Origin of the sequence: Mycobacterium gordonae (assembly GCF_001417955.2) — a bacterium.
Classification (GTDB): Bacteria; Actinomycetota; Actinomycetes; order Mycobacteriales; family Mycobacteriaceae; genus Mycobacterium; species Mycobacterium gordonae_B.
Window position 1 is genome coordinate 70,138 of the sequence record NZ_LKTM01000223.1, and the last position, 18,286, is coordinate 88,423.

20 protein-coding genes and 1 pseudogene are annotated in these 18,286 nt (G+C 67.7%); 17 read left to right on the forward strand and 4 right to left on the reverse strand.

All coding sequences use genetic code 11. The features are described 5' to 3' along the window. The first annotated feature begins 9 nt into the window (after positions 1 to 9). The 9 genes from AO501_RS16485 to AO501_RS16520 all read left to right on the forward strand — a co-directional run bounded on the left by AO501_RS16485 (position 10) and on the right by AO501_RS16520 (position 7,605). On the forward strand, positions 10 to 1,026 hold the full coding sequence (locus AO501_RS16485; protein WP_055578719.1) for a Ppx/GppA phosphatase family protein: 1,017 nt from the start codon (positions 10 to 12) through the stop codon (positions 1,024 to 1,026). Then, the gene (locus tag AO501_RS16490) at positions 1,023 to 2,036 is read left to right on the forward strand and encodes a hypothetical protein (RefSeq protein ID WP_055578720.1); all 1,014 of its coding nucleotides are present in this window, start codon (positions 1,023 to 1,025) and stop codon (positions 2,034 to 2,036) included. Before AO501_RS16485 ends, AO501_RS16490 begins: the two co-directional genes overlap by 4 nt. 16 nt (positions 2,037 to 2,052) lie before the next feature. After that, entirely contained in the window at positions 2,053 to 2,895 is an 843-nt protein-coding gene (locus AO501_RS16495) for a sugar phosphate isomerase/epimerase family protein (protein WP_055578721.1), read from the forward strand. 1 nt (position 2,896) lies between these two features. Further along, on the forward strand, positions 2,897 to 3,727 hold the full coding sequence (locus AO501_RS16500) for a thioesterase family protein (protein ID WP_055578722.1): 831 nt from the start codon (positions 2,897 to 2,899) through the stop codon (positions 3,725 to 3,727). A gap of 31 nt (positions 3,728 to 3,758) precedes the next feature. Then, a complete protein-coding gene (proC, locus tag AO501_RS16505) occupies positions 3,759 to 4,637 on the forward strand; it encodes a pyrroline-5-carboxylate reductase (RefSeq protein ID WP_197419872.1) in 879 nt (292 codons plus the stop codon). A gap of 140 nt (positions 4,638 to 4,777) precedes the next feature. After that, positions 4,778 to 5,029 carry a cell division/environmental response transcriptional regulator gene (locus tag AO501_RS16510; RefSeq protein WP_055578724.1) on the forward strand — a complete coding sequence of 84 codons (252 nt, stop codon included), beginning with the start codon at positions 4,778 to 4,780 and terminating at the stop codon, positions 5,027 to 5,029. Between the two features lie 186 nt (positions 5,030 to 5,215). Then, complete coding sequence (locus AO501_RS35945) at positions 5,216 to 5,317, forward strand: 30S ribosomal protein bS22 (protein ID WP_003402602.1); 102 nt, start codon at positions 5,216 to 5,218, stop codon at positions 5,315 to 5,317. A 67-nt stretch (positions 5,318 to 5,384) separates the two neighbouring features. Next, a complete protein-coding gene (locus AO501_RS16515; protein ID WP_055578725.1) occupies positions 5,385 to 6,518 on the forward strand; it encodes an SDR family oxidoreductase in 1,134 nt (377 codons plus the stop codon). 4 nt (positions 6,519 to 6,522) lie between these two features. Beyond that, a complete protein-coding gene (locus AO501_RS16520) occupies positions 6,523 to 7,605 on the forward strand; it encodes a lysophospholipid acyltransferase family protein (protein ID WP_156452613.1) in 1,083 nt (360 codons plus the stop codon). Positions 7,606 to 7,672: 67 nt separating this feature from the next. On the opposite strand, the gene AO501_RS16525 is transcribed toward AO501_RS16520, so the two are convergent. From AO501_RS16525 to AO501_RS16535, 3 genes are read right to left on the reverse strand one after another with little or no spacing between them, the layout of a single operon-like run. After that, positions 7,673 to 8,584: a cyclopropane mycolic acid synthase family methyltransferase gene (locus tag AO501_RS16525; RefSeq protein ID WP_055578727.1), complete on the reverse strand. Its 912-nt coding sequence runs from the start codon at positions 8,582 to 8,584 to the stop codon at positions 7,673 to 7,675. 20 nt (positions 8,585 to 8,604) lie between these two features. Then, complete coding sequence (locus tag AO501_RS16530; protein WP_055578728.1) at positions 8,605 to 9,108, reverse strand: FAS1-like dehydratase domain-containing protein; 504 nt, start codon at positions 9,106 to 9,108, stop codon at positions 8,605 to 8,607. 44 nt (positions 9,109 to 9,152) lie between these two features. Next, positions 9,153 to 10,046, reverse strand: a complete 894-nt coding sequence (locus AO501_RS16535; protein WP_055578729.1) for an HAD family hydrolase — start codon at positions 10,044 to 10,046, stop codon at positions 9,153 to 9,155. Between the two features lie 84 nt (positions 10,047 to 10,130). Here AO501_RS16535 and AO501_RS16540 point away from each other — a divergent pair. The 7 genes and pseudogenes from AO501_RS16540 to AO501_RS16570 all read left to right on the forward strand — a co-directional run bounded on the left by AO501_RS16540 (position 10,131) and on the right by AO501_RS16570 (position 16,390). Further along, positions 10,131 to 10,452 (forward strand): annotated as a pseudogene (locus tag AO501_RS16540) (glutaredoxin family protein). Positions 10,453 to 10,503: 51 nt separating this feature from the next. Further along, the gene (locus tag AO501_RS16545) at positions 10,504 to 11,874 is read left to right on the forward strand and encodes a glutamyl-tRNA reductase (protein WP_055578731.1); all 1,371 of its coding nucleotides are present in this window, start codon (positions 10,504 to 10,506) and stop codon (positions 11,872 to 11,874) included. 13 nt (positions 11,875 to 11,887) lie between these two features. Further along, positions 11,888 to 12,835: a hydroxymethylbilane synthase gene (hemC, locus tag AO501_RS16550; RefSeq protein WP_055578732.1), complete on the forward strand. Its 948-nt coding sequence runs from the start codon at positions 11,888 to 11,890 to the stop codon at positions 12,833 to 12,835. A 22-nt stretch (positions 12,836 to 12,857) separates the two neighbouring features. Further along, on the forward strand, positions 12,858 to 14,522 hold the full coding sequence (locus AO501_RS16555; RefSeq protein ID WP_055578733.1) for a uroporphyrinogen-III synthase: 1,665 nt from the start codon (positions 12,858 to 12,860) through the stop codon (positions 14,520 to 14,522). 79 nt (positions 14,523 to 14,601) lie between these two features. After that, entirely contained in the window at positions 14,602 to 15,573 is a 972-nt protein-coding gene (gene hemB, locus AO501_RS16560) for a porphobilinogen synthase (protein ID WP_082658676.1), read from the forward strand. Between the two features lie 11 nt (positions 15,574 to 15,584). Beyond that, on the forward strand, positions 15,585 to 16,151 hold the full coding sequence (locus tag AO501_RS16565; RefSeq protein ID WP_055578893.1) for a hypothetical protein: 567 nt from the start codon (positions 15,585 to 15,587) through the stop codon (positions 16,149 to 16,151). Beyond that, a complete protein-coding gene (locus AO501_RS16570; RefSeq protein WP_055578734.1) occupies positions 16,148 to 16,390 on the forward strand; it encodes a hypothetical protein in 243 nt (80 codons plus the stop codon). Before AO501_RS16565 ends, AO501_RS16570 begins: the two co-directional genes overlap by 4 nt. On the opposite strand, the gene AO501_RS16575 is transcribed toward AO501_RS16570, so the two are convergent. Then, complete coding sequence (locus tag AO501_RS16575) at positions 16,374 to 16,811, reverse strand: STAS domain-containing protein (protein WP_055578735.1); 438 nt, start codon at positions 16,809 to 16,811, stop codon at positions 16,374 to 16,376. The genes AO501_RS16570 and AO501_RS16575 overlap by 17 nt on opposite strands. 240 nt (positions 16,812 to 17,051) lie before the next feature. On the opposite strand from AO501_RS16575, the gene AO501_RS16580 reads away from it, so the two are divergent. Beyond that, positions 17,052 to 18,281 (forward strand): acyltransferase family protein, encoded by a 1,230-nt coding sequence (locus tag AO501_RS16580; protein ID WP_055578736.1) that lies wholly within the window; start codon positions 17,052 to 17,054, stop codon positions 18,279 to 18,281. The last annotated feature ends 5 nt before the right edge of the window (positions 18,282 to 18,286 follow it).

The window sequence follows — 18,286 nt, forward strand, 5'->3', positions numbered from 1 at the left end:
GTTGAATCCGTGCGATTGGGTGTGTTGGACGTGGGCAGTAACACCGTCCACCTGCTGGTGGTCGATGCGCACCGCGGTGGGCATCCGACGCCGATGAGTTCGACGAAGGCAACCCTGCGCCTGGCCGAGGCCACCGACAGCTCGGGCAAGATCACCAAGCGCGGCGCCGACAAGCTCGTTTCCACCATCGATGAGTTCGCCAAGATCGGCGTCAGCTCCGGTTGTGCCGAATTGATGGCCTTCGCCACGTCCGCGGTGCGGGATGCCGAGAATTCCGACGACGTGCTGGCCCGGGTACGCAAGGAGACCGGTGTCGAGCTGCAGGTGCTGCGCGGCGTCGACGAGTCGCGGCTGACCTTTCTGGCGGTGCGCCGTTGGTTCGGGTGGAGCGCCGGACGCATCGTCAACCTCGACATCGGCGGGGGCTCACTCGAGGTGTCCAGCGGGGTGGACGAGGAGCCCGAGGTCGCGATGTCGCTGCCGCTGGGTGCCGGACGGTTGACCCGCGAGTGGCTGCCCGACGATCCACCCGGCCGGCGCCGGGTCGCCATGCTGCGCGACTGGCTGGACGCCGAGTTGTCCGAGGCCGGCGCGACGGTCCTTGACGCCGGTGCCCCGGACCTCGCCGTGGCGACTTCGAAGACGTTCCGGTCCCTGGCGCGCCTCACCGGCGCGGCCCCGTCGGCAGCCGGTCCGCGGGTGAAGCGGACGCTCACAGCAAACGGCCTCAGACAACTCATATCTTTCATCTCTAGGATGACGACCGCTGACCGGGCAGAACTGGAAGGAGTCAGCGCCGAGCGGGCACCGCAGATCGTCGCGGGTGCGCTGGTGGCGGAGGCGAGCATGCGAGCGCTGTCGATAGATCAGGTGGACATCTGCCCGTGGGCGCTACGGGAGGGTCTCATCTTGCGCAAACTCGACTCCGAAGCCGACGGAACGGCACTGGTTGAGACGTCGGTGCGGGATGCTGGACGGCAGTTGGTTGATCGGAACTCGCCTAACCGATCGAGAGGCAAACCATGACCGAACCAGACTCCGAGGACACCAAGCAGATCTCGGTGGCCGAACTGCTGGCCAGGAATGGAACCATCGGCGCTCCCGCGGTCACGCGCCGGCGCCGGCGCCGGCGCGGTGACGACTCGGTTACCGTCGCCGAGCTGACCGGCGAGATCCCCGTGATCCGCGACGACCGGCCGGCGCCGGCCCCGGCGGCGCCGCCGCCGGTCAACCGCGAAGTCCAGGTCGCCGAAGCCGTCGCGCCGCCCGAACCCGTCGTCGAGCAGGTTCCCCAACCGGCTCCCCAAACGACCCCAGAACCCGCCCCCATTACCGCCGCCGAGCCTGAGTCCAAGACCCCGTACTGGGCCGAGCCCGAGCCGCGCTGGCCCAAGTCCGAACCGATAACGACCCGCAGGACCGGGCCCGAGCGCAGCGAATACCCCCGGCCGGTGCGTCACCTGGACGAGGTCGGCGACTCCGGCGAACCGCAGTCCGGCGCCGACAGCATGAGCCCGGACCCGGTGGGGCACTACACCGACGCCTCGGTCGACGTCCTGGACAGTGAGATCAGCGAGGCGGAAGAGCCGGTCGAGGACTCGGCCTACGTGCGTTCATACCTGCAGCAGTCCGACAGCGGCACCGAACACACGCTGTTCGGCGGGCAGTCGATCGCCGACGAGGTGGCGCGGCGGCGCAGCGAGCGCCCGTCGGTCGACGAGGATGACCTCGACTCCGATGCGCAGGCGCCGCAACGTCGCTCAGGCAACACCATGGCGACGCTGGGCCGGGCCGCGCTGACCGTGCTGCAGTCCATCCTGGCCGTAGCGTTCGGCGCCGGTCTGTTCATCGCTTTCGATCAGCTGTGGCGTTGGAACTCGATCGTGGCTTTGGTGCTCTCGGTGCTGGTGATCCTGGGTCTGGTGGTCGGTGTCCGGGTGGTCCGCAAGACCGAGGACATCGCCAGCACGCTGATCGCGGTCGCAGTGGGTGCGCTGATCACCCTCGGACCGATGGCCCTGCTGCAAACCGGTTAGGCGCCTCAGACAGCCAGTGCGCCCAGCAATCAAAGTCGGCCTGTCGACGGCCTCGGTATATCCCCTGCGAACCGAGGCCGCGTTCGAGTACGCGGCCAGACTCGGCTACGACGGCGTCGAGTTGATGGTGTGGGGTGAGTCGGTCAGCCAGGACATCGACGCCATCGGCCGGCTGTCACGGCGCTACGGCGTGCCGGTGCTGTCCGTGCACGCGCCCTGCCTGCTGATCTCGCAGCGGGTGTGGGGCGCGAACCCGATCGTGAAGCTGGACCGCAGCGTGCGCGCCGCCGAGCAGTTGGGCGCGCAGACCGTCGTGGTGCACCCGCCGTTTCGGTGGCAACGGCGCTATGCGGAGGGATTCGGCGAACAGGTGAAGGCCCTGGAAGAATCCAGCGGCGTCATGGTGGCCGTCGAAAACATGTTTCCGTTCCGTGCCGACCGGTTCTTCGGCAGCGACCAGAGCCGCGAGCGGATGCGCCGGCGCGGCGGCGGACCCGGTCCGGCGATATCCGCCTTCGCGCCGTCCTACGACCCGCTGGACGGCAACCACGCGCACTACACGCTGGACCTCTCGCACACCTCCACCGCCGGCACCGACTCGCTGGACATGGCGCAACGGATGGGGTCGGGGCTGGTCCATCTGCACCTGTGCGACGGCAGCGGCCTGCCCGCCGATGAGCACCTGGTGCCCGGCCGCGGCACCCAGCCCACCGCCGAGGTGTGTCAGATGCTGGCCGCAAGCGATTTCACCGGCCACGTGGTACTCGAAGTGTCCACCTCGGGGGCGCGGTCGGCCGCTGAGCGCGAAGCCATGCTCGTCGAGTCGTTGCAGTTCGCCCGCACCAACTTGTTGCGCTGATATGAGCGCACTGTTCACCGCGGCCATGGAGCTGCGCCAAGTCGACTCGGGCCCGGACGGGCCCGTGTTCGACGGCGAGCTCAGTGAGCACTGGACGATAGGCCCCAAGGTGCACGGCGGCGTGATGGTGGCGTTGTGCGCCAAGGCCGCGCGGACAGCGTTCGGCGGGGGCAACCTGCATCCGGTGGCGGTGTCCGCGAACTTCCTGTCGGCGCCCGATCCGGGCCCGATGCGGCTGGTAACTGCCGCACGCAAGCGCGGCCGCCGGATCACGGTGGCCGATGTGGAGTTGGTTCAGGGCGGCCGCACCGCGGTGCACGCCGTGGTGACGCTGGGCGAGCCCGAACACCACCTGCCGGGCGAGAGCGAGCCGTTGCTGTCGGCGAACCCGGTACTGGATCTGATGCCTCCCGAACCGCCGGACGATCTGGCGCCGATCGGGCCTGGCCACCGGCTGGCGGGGCTGGTGCATCTGGGCGCGGGTTGCGACATCCGCCCCGTGCTGTCGACGATGGAGCCGACCGGTGACGGGCGGCCGCCGCTTCTCCAGATGTGGGCGCGTCCACGTGATGTCGCCCCGGACGGGCTGTTCGCGCTCATGTGTGGCGACCTGTCCGCGCCGGTGACGTTCGCCGTGGACCGGACCGGCTGGGCGCCCACCGTTCAGCTCACCGCGCTGCTCCGGTCCCTGCCTGCCGACGGCTGGCTGCGCATCGTCGCCACCTGCCTCGAGATCGGGCACGACTGGTTCGACGAGGACCACATCGTCGTCGACCGGCTGGGTCGCCTGGTGGTACAGGCCCGTCAACTTGCGATGGTGCCTGCCCGGTAGCGCGGCCCATGTGTCTGGAATGCTCTCCGGCATGGCAAGAATCGCGATCATCGGCGGCGGCAGCATCGGTGAGGCACTGTTGTCCGGCCTGTTGCGGGCGGGCCGGCAGGTCAAGGACCTCGTGGTGGCCGAACGGATGCCGGACCGGGCCAAGTACCTGTCGAACACCTATGGCGTGCTGGTGGTGACGTCGGTCAAGGATGCGGCCGAGAACGCGACGTTCGTGGTGGTCGCGGTCAAGCCGGCCGACGTCGAGGCGGTGATCGGCGATCTCGCGGATGCGGCAGCGGCGGCCGAGCACGACAGCGCCGAGCAGGTGTTCGTGACGGTCGCGGCAGGCGTCACCATCACCTATTTCGAGTCCAAGCTGCCGGCCGGAACGCCGGTGATCCGGGCGATGCCCAACGCGGCGGCGCTGGTCGGTGCCGGGGTGACGGCGCTGGCCAAGGGCCGGTTCGTCAGCCCAACGCAGCTGGAAGAGGTGTCCGCGCTCTTCGACGCGGTGGGTGGCGTGCTCACTGTGTCCGAGCAGCACCTCGACGCGGTGACGGCGGTCTCGGGATCGGGTCCGGCGTACTTCTTCCTGCTGGTCGAGGCATTGGTGGACGCCGGTGTCGCGGTGGGCTTGAGCCGTCAGGTGGCTACTGATCTGGCGGCGCAGACCATGGCCGGGTCCGCGGCGATGCTGCTGGAGCGGATGGATGAGGGGCGTGCGCCGGCCGACGGCGAGCCGATCGGACTGCGGGTCGACACCTCGCCGGCGCAGCTGAGAGCGTCGGTCACCTCGCCCGGCGGAACCACCGCGGCCGGGCTACGGGCGCTGGAACGGGGCGGATTCCGGGTCGCCGTCGACGCGGCCGTGCAGGCCGCGAAAAGCCGCTCTGAGCAGCTGAGAATTACATCGGAATAATTCAAGAAATTTGGACTGATTGTCTCTCACCAGTACCAGGAACCCCACTAGTCCCGCTATTCTCCTCTTTGTATGCACGTGTGGGTGCCAGCGGAGGGGAAGCCGCTGGCATTGCGCGGGCCTGACACGATTGGGTTGCGATGACGTCAACGAATGGGCCGTCGGCACGGGATTCTGCAGGTAAGGCGGCCGGATCGGCCGACTCCGCGCAGTCCCGGACACAATTCCTCACCGTCGCCGAGGTGGCGGCTCTGATGCGGGTGTCGAAGATGACGGTGTACCGGTTGGTGCACAACGGCGAGTTGCCGGCGGTTCGGGTCGGCCGGTCCTTCCGGGTCCACGCCAAGGCGGTTCACGACATGCTGGAGACGTCGTACTTCGACGCCGGGTAGGGCGCCTGGTAAGTCACCTGGATTTGGCGGCCCGGCGTCCGTGTGAGTAGGTCCCTGCCATTCCGGAGCCTCGGCGACCTGCCCCGAGCGCGGGCCGCCCAGCCGGTTTGGTGTTGCGGGGCCCGGGTTCGGTAAGGTGGCTGGGTCCTTTTGGGGTCTTAGACGGCCGGTCAGATAGCGGAGTTCATGGGTTCAGTAATCAAGAAGCGGCGCAAGCGTATGTCGAAGAAGAAGCACCGCAAGCTGCTACGTCGCACCCGGGTGCAGCGCAGAAAACTTGGCAAGTAAGTCCTGCCTGCGGGTACCGTCACCCGTCCGTAACGCCTCCGTTTCTCCTCGTCGTTAGGCTGTCAAGGTGGATTCGTCGAATGGCCAGGACGATGGGGGAACCGGCGGCCAGCAGCCGAACGCAGACACGGTGCACTACCCGAAGGTGGTGTTGGTCACCGGCGCGTGCCGGTTCCTGGGCGGTTACCTGACCGCTCGTCTCGTGCAGAACCCGCTGATCAACCGCGTCATAGCGGTGGACGCGATCGCGCCGAGCAAGGACATGCTGCGTCGGATGGGCCGCGCCGAGTTCGTGCGCGCCGACATCCGGAACCCCTTCATCGCGAAGGTCATCCGGAACGGCGACGTCGACACGGTGGTGCATGCGGCAGCCGCGTCGTACGCCCCGCGGTCCGGTGGCACCGCGGCGTTGAAGGAACTCAACGTGATGGGCGCGATGCAGCTGTTCGCCGCCTGCCAGAAGGCGCCGTCGGTGCGCCGCGTCGTGCTGAAGTCGACATCGGAGGTCTACGGGTCGAGCCCGCACGACCCGGTGATGTTCACCGAGGACAGCAGCAGCCGGCGGCCCTTCCGCGACGGGTTTGCCAAGGACAGCCTCGACATCGAGGGATACGTGCGTGGGCTGGGCCGGCGGCGCCCCGACATCGCGGTGACCATCCTGCGGCTGGCCAACATGATCGGCCCCGCGATGGACACCTCGCTGTCGCGGTACCTGGCGGGGCCGTTGGTGCCGACGATGTTCGGCCGCGATGCCCGGCTGCAGCTGCTGCACGAACAGGATGCGCTGGGCGCGCTGGAGCGCGCCGCGATGGCCGGCAGGGCCGGCACCTTCAACATCGGCGCCGACGGAATCATCATGCTGTCACAAGCAATTCGTCTTTCCGGACGAATTCCCTTGCCAGTACCCGGAATCGGGGTGTGGGCCCTGGATTCGCTGCGGCGTGCCAACCGTTATAACGAGATCAGCCGCGATCAGTTCGCCTACCTGAGTTACGGCCGCGTAATGGATACCACCAGAATGCGTTCCGAGCTTGGCTACCAGCCGAAATGGTCGACGGCAGAGGCCTTCGACGACTACGTCCGCGGCCGTAACTTAACTCCCATAATCGACCCTCATCGGGTACGCTCCTGGGAGGGTCGTGCCATAGCGGTGGCGCAGCGCTGGGGTAGCCGAAATCCCATTCCGTGGGCGGGGTCGTAGATAGATTTGGGTAGATAACGTGGCGGGTGAAACCAGAGCGAATGTTATTCCACTGCACAGTAATCGGGGTCGCGTAGCGGCGCGCCGCCGTGCCGATCAACGCGCCGACGCCACGCGTCAGCACCCCTCGCTGCTTTCCGATCCGAGCGGTCGCGCATCGGCCGAAGAGATCGCTGCCGTCGTCCGCGAGATCGATGAACACCGGCGGGTGGCCGGAGGCTCAGCCACCGGCGAGGCGCCCCTCAACGATCTCGCGCAGCGCGTCGCCGCCGTGGCCGGGTTCTTCCGTCAACGTCTGACCGGTGATTACAGCGTCGACGAATTCGGATTCGACCCGCACTTCAACGACGCGATCGTCCGGCCTTTGCTGAGATTCTTCTTCAACTCCTGGTTCCGGGTCGAAGTCAGCGGCATCGAGAACATCCCCAGCGAGGGCGCCGCATTGGTGGTCGCCAATCATGCCGGGGTGCTGCCCTTCGACGGCCTGATGCTCTCGGTCGCCGTGCATGACGAGCACCCGGCGGAGCGCGACCTGCGACTGCTGGCCGCCGACATGGTGTTCGACCTGCCGGTGATCTCCTCGACCGCGCGCAAGGCCGGCCACACCATGGCCTGCACCACCGACGCACACCGGTTGCTGGCTTCTGGCGAACTCACGGCGGTGTTCCCGGAGGGCTACAAGGGCCTGGGGAAGCGCTTCGAGGATCGCTACCGGTTGCAGCGGTTCGGCCGCGGTGGCTTCGTCTCGGCGGCGCTGCGCACCAAGGCTCCGATCGTGCCCTGCTCGATCATCGGCTCCGAAGAGATCTACCCGATGCTGACCGACGTGAAGTTGCTGGCGCGCCTGTTCGGCCTGCCGTACTTCCCGGTGACCCCGCTGTTCCCGCTGGCCGGGCCGGCGGGGCTGGTGCCGCTGCCGTCGAAGTGGCGGATTGCGTTCGGCGAGCCGATTCATACGGCCGACTACGCGCCCAGCGACGCCGAGGACCCGATGGTCACCTTCGAGCTGACCGACCAGGTGCGCGAGACGATTCAGCAGACGCTGTACCGGTTGCTGGCCGGCCGGCGCAACATCTTCTTCGGCTAGGCCCAGCGAAAAGCCCCGATTCCTTTGAGGAATCGGGGCTTTCGCGTCGCTTGTGTGAGAACCGGGGCTACTTGACCAGGGTGAACTGACAGACGTTGGTGTAGCCGTCGCGGAACAGGTCCGAGCAGCCGCGCAGGTACTTTATGAACGTCTCGTACTCCTGCTCGCCCTTGAGCTCGATCGCCTTCTCCTTGTTCGCTTCCAGGGCGTCGGCCCAACTGTTCAAGGTGGGGACGTAGTTCTTGCCGATGAAGTGGTGGCGCTCGATCTTGAACCCGGCCTCGGTCGAGTAGCGGTCGACCTGCTCGACCTGCGGCAACTTACCGCCGGGGTAGATCTCCCGCAGGATGAAGCTGATGAAGCGCAGCAGCGTCATCGTCGTCTTGAGCCCCATCGCCCTGCCCTCTTCGGCGGTGGGCACCACGATGGAGTGCAGCAGGAACCGGCCGTCGTCGGGCAGCAAGCTGTAGTACTTCTTGAAGAAGGTGGCGTACCGCTCGTAGCCGGCGTCGCCGGCCCCGTCGGCGAAGTGTTCGAACGCGCCCAGCGAGACGATGCGGTCGACGGGCTCGTCGAACAGCTCCCAGCCCTGCAGCCGGACCTCTTTGCGCCGTGGGCTGTCCATCTCGTCGAACTTCTGCTGGCAGTGGGCGAGCTGGTTCTCGCTCAGCGTCAGGCCGATGACGTTGACGTCGTAGTGCTCGACGGCGTGGCGCATGGTCGAACCCCAGCCACTGCCGATGTCGAGCAGCGTCATGCCGGGCTCGAGGTTCAGCTTGTCCAGCGCCAGCTTGCGCTTGGCGAACTGTGCCTCTTCGAGCGTCTTGGTCTGCGGCTCGTCGATGTTCGGGTTCTCATCGAAGTAGGCGCAGCTGTAGGTCATCGACGGGTCGAGCCACAGCTTGAAGAATTCGTTGGAACGGTCGTAGTGCGACTGCACCGCCTCGACCGGCGGCTGCAGCTGGGTGCCTTCTGTCATTAATCCGACGCTACCGGCCGCTATCCGATGGATGCAATTGCAGCCACCGTGGCCTCGGTGTCGGCGTCGTGCTGCGCCGCTTCGCCCAGCATGGTGACAACGCTGGTGATCACGGGCTTTCCTTCGCCGTCAGTCACTTCGCTGCGGATTTCGGCCAGGACGGTGCCGTGCGACTGGATCACCGAGTCCAGATACGTGTCGAAGTGCAGTTCGTCACCGACCACGATCGGGCGGTGGAACTTGAATTTCTGGTCGCGGTGCATGACCCGGGCGATGTTGATCGGGATGCTGAACTTCGTGAAGATCTCCAACTGGACGCGTCGTCCGGCGATGGCCAGGAACGTCAGTGGGGCGGGCAGCGTGTCGTAGCCGGCCTCGGCGGCGACGGCTTCGTCGTGGTGGATCGGGTTTTCGTCTTTGACCGAAAGCGCGAATTCACGGATCTTTTCGCGTCCGACCACGAAGTGGTCTTCCTGCCGGTAGTGCTTACCGATGATTCCTTCGGCTCCCTGGGGAACTGTCATGACGCTGCTTTCCGATCGAAGAGTTAGCTCAGCGGCGCAGCCTATCAGCGGGATTGGCGCCGGGACGCCAAAGCCGCCAGCGCGCCGCCCGCCGCTCCCAGCGCCAGAGCGGACGGCACGCCGATGCGAGCGGCCTTGCGCGCGGTGCGGAAGTCGCGGATCTCCCATCCCCGCTCGCGGGCCAGGCTGCGCAGGCGGGCGTCCGGGTTGATCGCGACCGCGGTGCCCACCAGCGACAGCATGGGCACGTCGTTGAAGCTGTCGGAATAGGCGGTGCAGCGCTTGAGGTTGAGCCCCTCCCGGATCGCCAGCGAGCGCACGGCGTGGGCCTTGCCGGTGCCGTGCAGGATGTCGCCGACCAGGCGGCCGGTGAAGATCCCGTCGACGGATTCGGCCACGGTGCCCAGCGCGCCGGTCAGCCCCAGCCGACGGGCGATGGTCGCCGCCAGCTCGTAGGGCGTGGCGGTGATCAACCACACCTGCTGGCCGGCGTCGAGGTGCATCTGGGTGAGTTCGCGGGTGCCGGGCCAGATCTTGTCGGCGATGATCTCGTCATAGATTTCGTCGCCCAGTCGTACCAGTTCGTCGACGGACCGGCCCTCGATGAAGGCCAGCGCCTTGCGCCGCCCGGCTGCGACGTCGTCGCTGTTCTCCTTGCCGAGAATCTGGAACTTGGCCTGCGCGTATACGAATCCGAGTACATCCCGGTAGGTGAAGTAGTCCCGGGCAGCCAGCCCCCGGCCGAAGTGCACGGCGGAGGAGCCCTGCACCAGCGTGTTGTCCACGTCGAAGAACGCGGCAGCGGTCAGGTCGACGGGCGGCTGCGGGCGCTCGCTTTCTGGGGTCGCGCGCAGATCGTCCAGCGCCCGTTCGGCACTGGCGTCGGCGGCCAGCGCCTCCAGGTCGACGCGACCGCTCACGGGTTCAGAGGAAGCCATGCCAAACCTCCCAAGTCGGTGCAAGCTGTCGAGCCGATACCAACCCTATCCGCCCGATGCGGCGCGAATGCGACACTGGTGGCCATGGTCACGTCCGCCCGCCGACCGCAGGTGCAGCTGCTGACGCGCGCCGGTTGCGCGATCTGTGACCGGATACACGCGCAACTGGCCGAATTGGCCGAAGAGCTCGACTTCGACCTGGTCAGCACTGACGTCGACGCCGCCGCGCAGGCCGGAAAACCCGAGCTGCGGGCCGAATTCGGCGATCGGCTGCCGGTGGTGCTGCTCGACGGCCGGGAGCACAGCTACTGGGAGGTCGACGAGCCGCGGTTGCGGGCCGACCTCGCCGTCCGGCGGCCGTGAGCGCTGGATATTTGGTAGCCCACCTGACAACCGTCTACCGTAGGTAGTAGTTCACTTTCCGACGCTGCAAGGGAGCGGGCCAGGTGATGCTGCCGTGAGCATCCTGCTCTTCGGGGTTTCGCACCGCAGTGCGCCGGTCTCCGTGCTGGAACAACTCAGTATCGACGAGTCCGATCAGATCAAGATCGTCGACTCCGTGCTGCAGTCGCCGCTGGTCAGCGAAGCCATGGTGCTGTCGACGTGCAACCGTGTCGAGGTCTACGCCGTCGTCGAGGCGTTCCACGGCGGCCTGTCGGTGATAGGGCAGGTGCTCGCCGAATATTCGGGTCTGCCGATGGGCGATCTGACCAAGCACGCCTACGTCCGCTACAGCGAGGCCGCCGTCGAGCACCTGTTCGCCGTGGCCAGCGGCCTGGATTCGGCGGTGGTCGGCGAACAGCAGGTGCTCGGGCAGGTCCGCCGTGCCTACGCCTCTGCCGAGGCCAACAGCGCGGTCGGCCGGGTGTTGCACGAGCTCGCGCAGCGCGCGCTCTCGGTGGGTAAGCGGGTGCACTCCGAAACCGCGATCGACGCCGCCGGCGCCTCGGTGGTCTCGGTGGCGCTCGACATCGCCCAGCGCAAGCTGGGCTCGCTGGACGGCAAGACCGCCGTGGTGGTCGGCGCCGGGGCGATGGGCGCGCTTGCGGCGGCACACCTGACCCGCGCGGGTATCGGCCGTGTGCAGGTGTTGAACCGGTCGCTGGCCCGGGCCGCCCGGTTGGCGGACCGGATCGAGGCGTCGGGCATCGCGGCCCAGGCGCTGACCCTGGACCGGCTGGCTGACGCGCTGGCCGACGCCGACGTGGTGGTCAGCAGCACCGGCGCGGTCAGCCCGGTCGTGTCGCTGGCCGACGTCCATCACGCCCTGGTCAGCGCCCCACGGGACGAAGCCGCGAAACCCCTGATCATCTGTGACCTCGGCATGCCGCGCGACGTCGACCCGGCGGTGGCCGGGCTGCCCGGTGTGCTGGTGGTCGACGTGGACCGGGTGCAGCACGAACCATCGGCGCACGCGGCGGCTGCCGACGTCGATGCGGCCCGTCACATCGTCGCCGCCGAAGTCGCCGCCTACCTGACCGGACAGCGGATGGCCGAGGTCACCCCGACCGTCACCGCGCTGCGTCAGCGCGCCGCCGACGTCGTCGAGGCGGAGCTGTTGCGCCTGGACAACCGGCTGCCCGGCCTGGACTCCGCCGAGCGCGAAGAGGTGGCCCGCACGGTGCGACGAGTGGTCGACAAGCTGCTGCACGCCCCCACGGTGCGGATCAAGCAGCTGGCCAGTGCGCCGGGCGGCGACAGCTACGCCGAGGCGCTGCGCGAGCTTTTCGAGCTGGAACAGACCGCGATAAATTCCGTAGCCGCCGTGGCGGCTCCTGGCGAATTCCAAGCCCTGGCAACGGAATTCGACAATCCTTCGGCCGAGTGACCGATTGGCACACGTGATCCGGATAGGCACTCGGGGCAGTCTGCTGGCCACCACTCAGGCCGCGACCGTCAGGGACGCGCTGATCGCCAACGGCCATCCCGCCGAGTTGGTGACGATCAGCACGGTGGGCGACCGGTCCTCGGCCCCGATCGAAGAACTCGGGGTGGGCGTCTTCACCACCGCGATCCGGGAGGCGATGGCCCAGGGCCGCGTCGACGCGGCTGTGCACTCGCACAAGGATTTGCCGACCGCGGTCGACCCCCGGTTCACCATTGCGGCCATACCGCGACGCAACGACCCCCGCGACGCGCTGGTCGCCCGCGACGGGTTGGTGCTCGGGGAGTTGCCGGCCGGTTCGCTGGTGGGAACCTCCTCGCCGCGGCGGGCCGCACAGCTTAGAGCATTGGGTCTCGGTTTGGAAATCCGCCCCCTACGAGGCAACCTAGATACCAGGTTGAACAGGGTGAGCAGTGGTGATCTTGACGCCGTGGTGGTGGCCCGGGCCGGGTTGGCCCGACTGGGTCGGCTCGACGACGTCACCGAGACGCTAGAGCCGGTGCAGATGTTGCCAGCACCTGCTCAGGGCGCTCTCGCCGTCGAATGCCGGGCCGACGACAGTCGTCTGGCGGCGGTGTTGGCGGAACTGGACGACGCCGACACACGTGCGGCGGTCACCGCGGAGCGTGCTCTGCTCGCCGAACTGGAGGCCGGCTGTTCGGCACCGGTGGGCGCGATCGCGGAAGTGGTCGAGTCCATCGATGAGGAGGGGCGGGTCTTCGAAGAGCTGTCGTTGCGCGGCTGCGTGGCGGCACTCGACGGATCCGACGTGATCCGCGCGTCCGGGATCGGCACCTCCGATCGGGCACGGGAGTTGGGCCTCTCGGTTGCCGCGGAGTTGTTCGAACTGGGCGCCGCAGAGTTGATATGGGGAGCGCGGGAAGACCCCGTTCGAGGAAGTTGAAAGAGACTTGGGAGCGACAACGATGACGCGAGGGCGTAAGCCGACACCGGGCCGGATCACGTTTGTGGGCTCCGGTCCAGGCGACCCCGGTCTACTGACCACCCGGGCTGCCTCGGTGCTGGCGAATGCGGCGTTGGTGTTCACCGACCCCGACGTGCCCGAGGCGGTGCTGGCGCTGATCGGAAAGGATCTGCCGCCCGTCTCCGGTCCGGCGCCCGCTGAGTCCGCGCCGGCCAGCTCCGATACCGCTGCCGGCTCGTCGAGCCCGGAGACCGCTGCCGCGGTGATTTCGGAAGGCCCCGACGTCCGTCCCGCACTCGGCGATCCCGCCGAAGTCGCCAAAACGCTGACGGCAGAGGCCCGCTCGGGCGTCGACGTCGTGCGTCTGGTGGCCGGCGACCCGCTGTCGGTGGACGCGGTGATCACCGAGGTGAACGCCGTCGCCCGGGCGCACCTGCATGTCGAGATCGTGCCGGGCCTGGCTGCCAGCAGCGCGGTCCCGACCTACGCCGGGTTGCCGCTGGGTTCCTCGCACACCGTCGCCGACGTGCGCGGTGACGTCGACTGGGAGGCGCTCGCCGCCGCGCCGGGGCCGCTGATTCTGCAGGCCACGGCGTCACACCTGGCCGATGCCGCGCGCACCCTGATCGACCACGAGCTGTCCGACAGCACGCCCTGCGTGGTGACCGCTCAGGGCACCACCTGCCAGCAGCGTTCGGTGGAAACCACGCTGCAGGGCCTGACCGACCCCGCCGTCCTGGGCGGCGGAACCGACCCGGCCGGTCCGTTGACCGGTCCGCTGGTGGTCACCATCGGCAAGACGGTCGCCAGCCGGGCGAAGCTGAACTGGTGGGAGAGCCGGGCGCTGTACGGCTGGACCGTCTTGGTGCCGCGCACCAAAGACCAGGCCGGTGAGATGAGCGAGCGGCTGACGTCCTACGGCGCGCTGCCGATCGAGGTGCCGACCATCGCCGTCGAGCCGCCGCGCAGCCCCGCGCAGATGGAACGCGCGGTCAAGGGGTTGGTGGACGGCCGGTTCCAGTGGGTGGTGTTCACCTCCACGAACGCGGTGCGCGCGGTGTGGGAGAAGTTCGGCGAATTCGGTCTGGACGCCCGTGCGTTCTCCGGAGTGAAGATCGCCTGCGTCGGCGAGGCGACGGCGGACCGCGTCCGGGCCTTCGGGATCAGCCCCGAGCTGGTGCCGTCCGGCGAGCAGTCGTCGATGGGCCTGCTGGACGAATTCCCGCCCTACGACAGCATTTTCGACCCGGTTAACCGGGTGCTGCTGCCGCGCGCGGACATCGCCACCGAGACGCTGGCCGAGGGCCTGCGTGAGCGTGGCTGGGAGATCGAGGACGTCACCGCCTACCGGACCGTGCGGGCCGCCCCGCCGCCGGCGTCCACCCGGGAGATGATCAAGACGGGTGGCTTCGACGCGGTGTGCTTCACCTCCAGCTCCACCGTGCGCAACCTGGTCGGCATCGCCGGCAAGCCGCACGCCCGGACCATCATCGCCTGCATCGGGCCCAAGACCGCGGAGACCGCCGCGGAGTTCGGCTTGCGGGTGGATGTTCAGCCGGAGACCGCTGCGGTCGGTCCGCTGGTCGACGCGCTGGCCGAACACGCCGCCCGGTTGCGCGCCGAAGGGGCGTTGCCGCCGCCGCGCAAGAAGAGTCGCCGGCGATGACTCACCGCGCGTTGACTCCGCGTGAGTGGCGCAAACGTGCGAGTGACCTCCGCCCTCGACGCAGGGTCGCCGGACAGGAATGAGGCAGCGGCCACGCCGGCTCCGCTCCACCCCGGCCCTACGCCGGCTGGTGGCCCAAACATCCTTGGAACCAAGGCATTTGGTGCTGCCGATGTTCGTTGCTGACGGTAACGACGAACCCAGGGCCATCGGCTCGATGCCGGGCGTGGTGCAACACACCCGCGATTCGTTGCGCAGCGCGGCCGCCGACGCGGTCACCGCCGGCGTCGGCGGCCTGATGATCTTCGGTGTACCGCGGGAGCAGGACAAGGATCCGGCCGGCTCGGCCGGCACCGATCCCGACGGCATCCTCAACGTGGCATTGCGCGATCTCTCAAAGGATCTCGGTGATGCCACGGTCCTGATGGCCGACACCTGCCTGGACGAGTTCACCGATCACGGGCATTGCGGAGTCGTCGACGAGCGGGGCCGGGTCGACAATGACGCCACCCTGGCTCGCTACGTGGATCTGGCTGTCGCGCAAGCGGAGTCGGGCGCGCACGTGGTGGGTCCCAGCGGCATGATGGATGGCCAGGTGGGTGCGATCCGCGACGGTTTGGACGCGGCGGGTCATTCCGACGTCGCCATTCTCGCCTATGCCGCCAAGTTCGCTTCGGCGTTCTACGGTCCGTTCCGCGAAGCGGTGGCCTCCAGCCTGTCCGGTGACCGGCGCACCTATCAGCAGGAGCCGGGCAACGCCCGCGAGGCGTTACGCGAGGTTCGGCTGGATCTCGACGAAGGCGCCGACATCGTGATGGTCAAGCCCGCGCTGGGGTATCTGGACATACTGGCGGCCGCCGCCGACATCTCCTCGGTTCCGGTGGCGGCCTATCAAGTTTCGGGCGAGTACGCGATGATCTGTGCGGCGGCGGCCAATAATTGGCTCGACGAACGTGCCGCGGCATTGGAGTCGTTGACCAGTATCCGGCGTGCGGGGGCGGATTTCGTGCTGACTTACTGGGCCGCCGACGCGGCGGGGTGGCTTGCGTGACGGAGGCGCACATGGGATCTGCAGACGAGGACCAGCCCGCGGACAAGCGACTGTTCTACGAATCCGGCGCCAGTTGGTACTGGGTGCTGGCAGGCCCGCTGTCCGCTGTGTCGCTGATCTACATCCAGCACGTCAACCATGTTCCGATTTCGTTCCTGGTGCCGTCGGTATTCCTGGTCCTGGTGTCCGCGTTCGTGGCGTTGCAGGTCAAGGCGGCGCGGATTCACACCTCGGTCGAGCTGACAGAAGACGCGCTGCGTCAGGGCACCGAGACCATCCTGGTGCGCGAGATCGTGAAGGTGTTCCCTGAGGCCGAGAACTCGGTGAAGTCCGACAAGCCGCTCGCCAGGTGGCAGTCGGCGCGCGCGCTCGGGGAACTCATCGGCGTCCCGCGCGGGCGCTACGGAATCGGCCTGAAGCTGACCGGCGGGCGCACCGCGCAGGCCTGGGCGCGGCGTCATCGGCACTTGCGCGACGCCCTGACCCCGTTGGTGGAGCGCCGGATGGGCCCGTATGTCGCCGAGGTCGCCGACGAGATGGACGCGTCCGGCGACGACGACAACGAGTCGATCCTGTGAGCGCCCGCGCTGTCGTGGAGTTGGCGCTGGCCGCCGCCGCATTGGTGGCGACCGGGTTCAGTTGGCTGCAGACTCGCTCGACCATCGCGGTCGCGCCGGTGGTCGATGGACAGCCACCCACCATGTCGGTGGTCTACGACCCCCAGCAGCTGGTGCTGACGCTGTTGTTGGCGACGGCCGCCGGAATCTTCGCCGTGCTCGGCGTGATCAGGCTGAGGCGGGCTAAGCAGATTTCTTGACCAGCGGCAGAACCAACTGGCGGCGCCAGTTGATGCCGTCGGCCAGGTAGCGCAGCGCCTCGTGAACCGAACGTGTCACCGGGAACAGGGCCTCGGCGGGATCACTGCTGTCGCCCAGCAAAGCGTTGACGACCGGGTTGGCGACGATCATCCACTCCACGCCGGCGGCGCGGCATTCCTCGTCGAGCACGCAGAACAGCGCGATTCCGGCAGACGAGAAGTGGGTGACCGCACTCAGGTCGAGCACTACGGGATTGTCGCGCAGGACGAAACGCCGCACGTGCTCGCCGACCTGGTCGACGTTGAAGGCGTCGATCTCGCCACGGATGGTCACCACGGTGGCCAGGTGCCGGCAGTGGGCCCGAATCTGGGCGCCGTTACAGTCTGCGGCGCTCGAAACGCTCGTGATCGCGGTAGTCATCAAAGAGCCCCATTTCCCCTGGCGAGCCGACTAGTGGGTCGACTGAACCCTGCACTCTAAAGTGCCCGCCAAACCTAAGGGGACTGGTAGCCGCGACTAACTCTTTGCTAAGAAGCTCCACGTCGACCGTCCCAGCGGTGTCGCTGTTAGGCTGCCGGTTGCTAGTCGGGGGGCAGGTTGACGCGACAAAGAGCAGACAGCAAGAGTCCAGGCGGAAAGAACCTCGTGCGCAGCGTAGAGATGAAGGCCGAGATCCGCGGGGAGATCAAGGCCCTGACCGGGCTGCGCATCATCGCGGCGCTGTGGGTCGTGCTGTTCCACTTCCGGCCGATGCTGACCGATGTGTCGCCCGAGTTCCGGGAGAACCTGGCCCCGGTGCTCAACTGCGGCGCCCAGGGTGTCGACCTGTTCTTCATCCTCAGCGGGTTCGTGCTGACCTGGAACTACCTCGACCGCATGGGCGGGGAATGGTCGACGCGCGCCACCGTGCACTTCCTGTGGCTACGGCTGGCCAGGGTGTGGCCGGTGTACCTGCTGACCATGCACCTGGCCGCGTTGATCGTCATCCTCAGCCTGCACGTCGGGCACGTGCCGTTACCTGAGGTCAGGGATCTCACCGCGATCAGCTACGTGCGCCAGGTCCTGCTGGTCCAGTTGTGGTTCGAACCGTTCTTCGACAACACCAGCTGGGACGGGCCGGCCTGGTCGATCAGCGCGGAATGGCTGGCCTATCTGCTGTTCGGCCTCATCGTGCTGGTCATTCTGCGGTTGGAGCGCACCACCCGCGCGCGCAGCCTGATGGTGCTGGCCTTTGCGGCCTGCCTACCGCCGGTGGTGTTGCTGTTGGCCAGTGGCTACTTCTATACGCCGTGGAGCTGGCTGCCGCGCATCGTCACCCAATTCATCGCCGGCGCGCTGGCTTGCGCCGCGGTCCGCAGGTTGCGGCTTAGCACCCGCGCGCGGCACATCGCCGGATACCTCTCGCTGCTTCTCGTCGTCGCGATGGTCGGCATCCTCTACTGGTTCGACGCGCACCCGATCAGCGGCGTCGTGGACAGCGGCGGAGTGGTGGACGTGCTGTTCGTGCCACTGGTGATCACGCTGGCGATCGGCCTGGGCAGCCTGCCGTGGGTGCTCTCGACGCGGCTGATGGTCTACGGCGGAGAGATCTCGTTCTGCCTGTACATGGTTCATGAGCTGGTGCACACGACCTGGGGATGGGCGGTGCTGCAGTTCGAGCTCACGCCGCAGGACAACCCGTGGAAGTGGAATGTCATCGGGCTCATCCTGATCGCACTGCTGATCTCCAGCCTCATGTACCACTTCGTCGAAGAGCCGGCCCGCCGGTGGATGCGCAGGATGATCGGCGCCAGAGCCGCGCCGGCGGGCACCCAGCCCGATGACTCACCCATCACCAAGCGGCATCCGATCGACGGCGCGCTGTCCGATGTTTCCTCGCGGGCGGGGTGAGGGGA

What these genes read in the sequence shown, in the direction of transcription:
- AO501_RS16535 (WP_055578729.1), bottom strand. Translation starts at nt 10,046, where the DNA reads ATGGCTTCCTCTGAACCCGTGAGCGGTCGCGTCGACCTGGAGGCGCTG.
- AO501_RS16575 (WP_055578735.1), bottom strand. Translation starts at nt 16,811, where the DNA reads ATGACTACCGCGATCACGAGCGTTTCGAGCGCCGCAGACTGTAACGGC.
- AO501_RS16555 (WP_055578733.1), top strand. Translation starts at nt 12,858, where the DNA reads ATGACGCGAGGGCGTAAGCCGACACCGGGCCGGATCACGTTTGTGGGC.
- AO501_RS16500 (WP_055578722.1), top strand. Translation starts at nt 2,897, where the DNA reads ATGAGCGCACTGTTCACCGCGGCCATGGAGCTGCGCCAAGTCGACTCG.
- hemB (WP_082658676.1), top strand. Translation starts at nt 14,602, where the DNA reads ATGAGGCAGCGGCCACGCCGGCTCCGCTCCACCCCGGCCCTACGCCGG.
- AO501_RS16525 (WP_055578727.1), bottom strand. Translation starts at nt 8,584, where the DNA reads ATGACAGAAGGCACCCAGCTGCAGCCGCCGGTCGAGGCGGTGCAGTCG.
- AO501_RS16530 (WP_055578728.1), bottom strand. Translation starts at nt 9,108, where the DNA reads ATGACAGTTCCCCAGGGAGCCGAAGGAATCATCGGTAAGCACTACCGG.
- AO501_RS16490 (WP_055578720.1), top strand. Translation starts at nt 1,023, where the DNA reads ATGACCGAACCAGACTCCGAGGACACCAAGCAGATCTCGGTGGCCGAA.
- AO501_RS16580 (WP_055578736.1), top strand. Translation starts at nt 17,052, where the DNA reads ATGAAGGCCGAGATCCGCGGGGAGATCAAGGCCCTGACCGGGCTGCGC.
- proC (WP_197419872.1), top strand. Translation starts at nt 3,759, where the DNA reads ATGGCAAGAATCGCGATCATCGGCGGCGGCAGCATCGGTGAGGCACTG.
- AO501_RS35945 (WP_003402602.1), top strand. Translation starts at nt 5,216, where the DNA reads ATGGGTTCAGTAATCAAGAAGCGGCGCAAGCGTATGTCGAAGAAGAAG.
- AO501_RS16510 (WP_055578724.1), top strand. Translation starts at nt 4,778, where the DNA reads ATGACGTCAACGAATGGGCCGTCGGCACGGGATTCTGCAGGTAAGGCG.
- AO501_RS16565 (WP_055578893.1), top strand. Translation starts at nt 15,585, where the DNA reads ATGGGATCTGCAGACGAGGACCAGCCCGCGGACAAGCGACTGTTCTAC.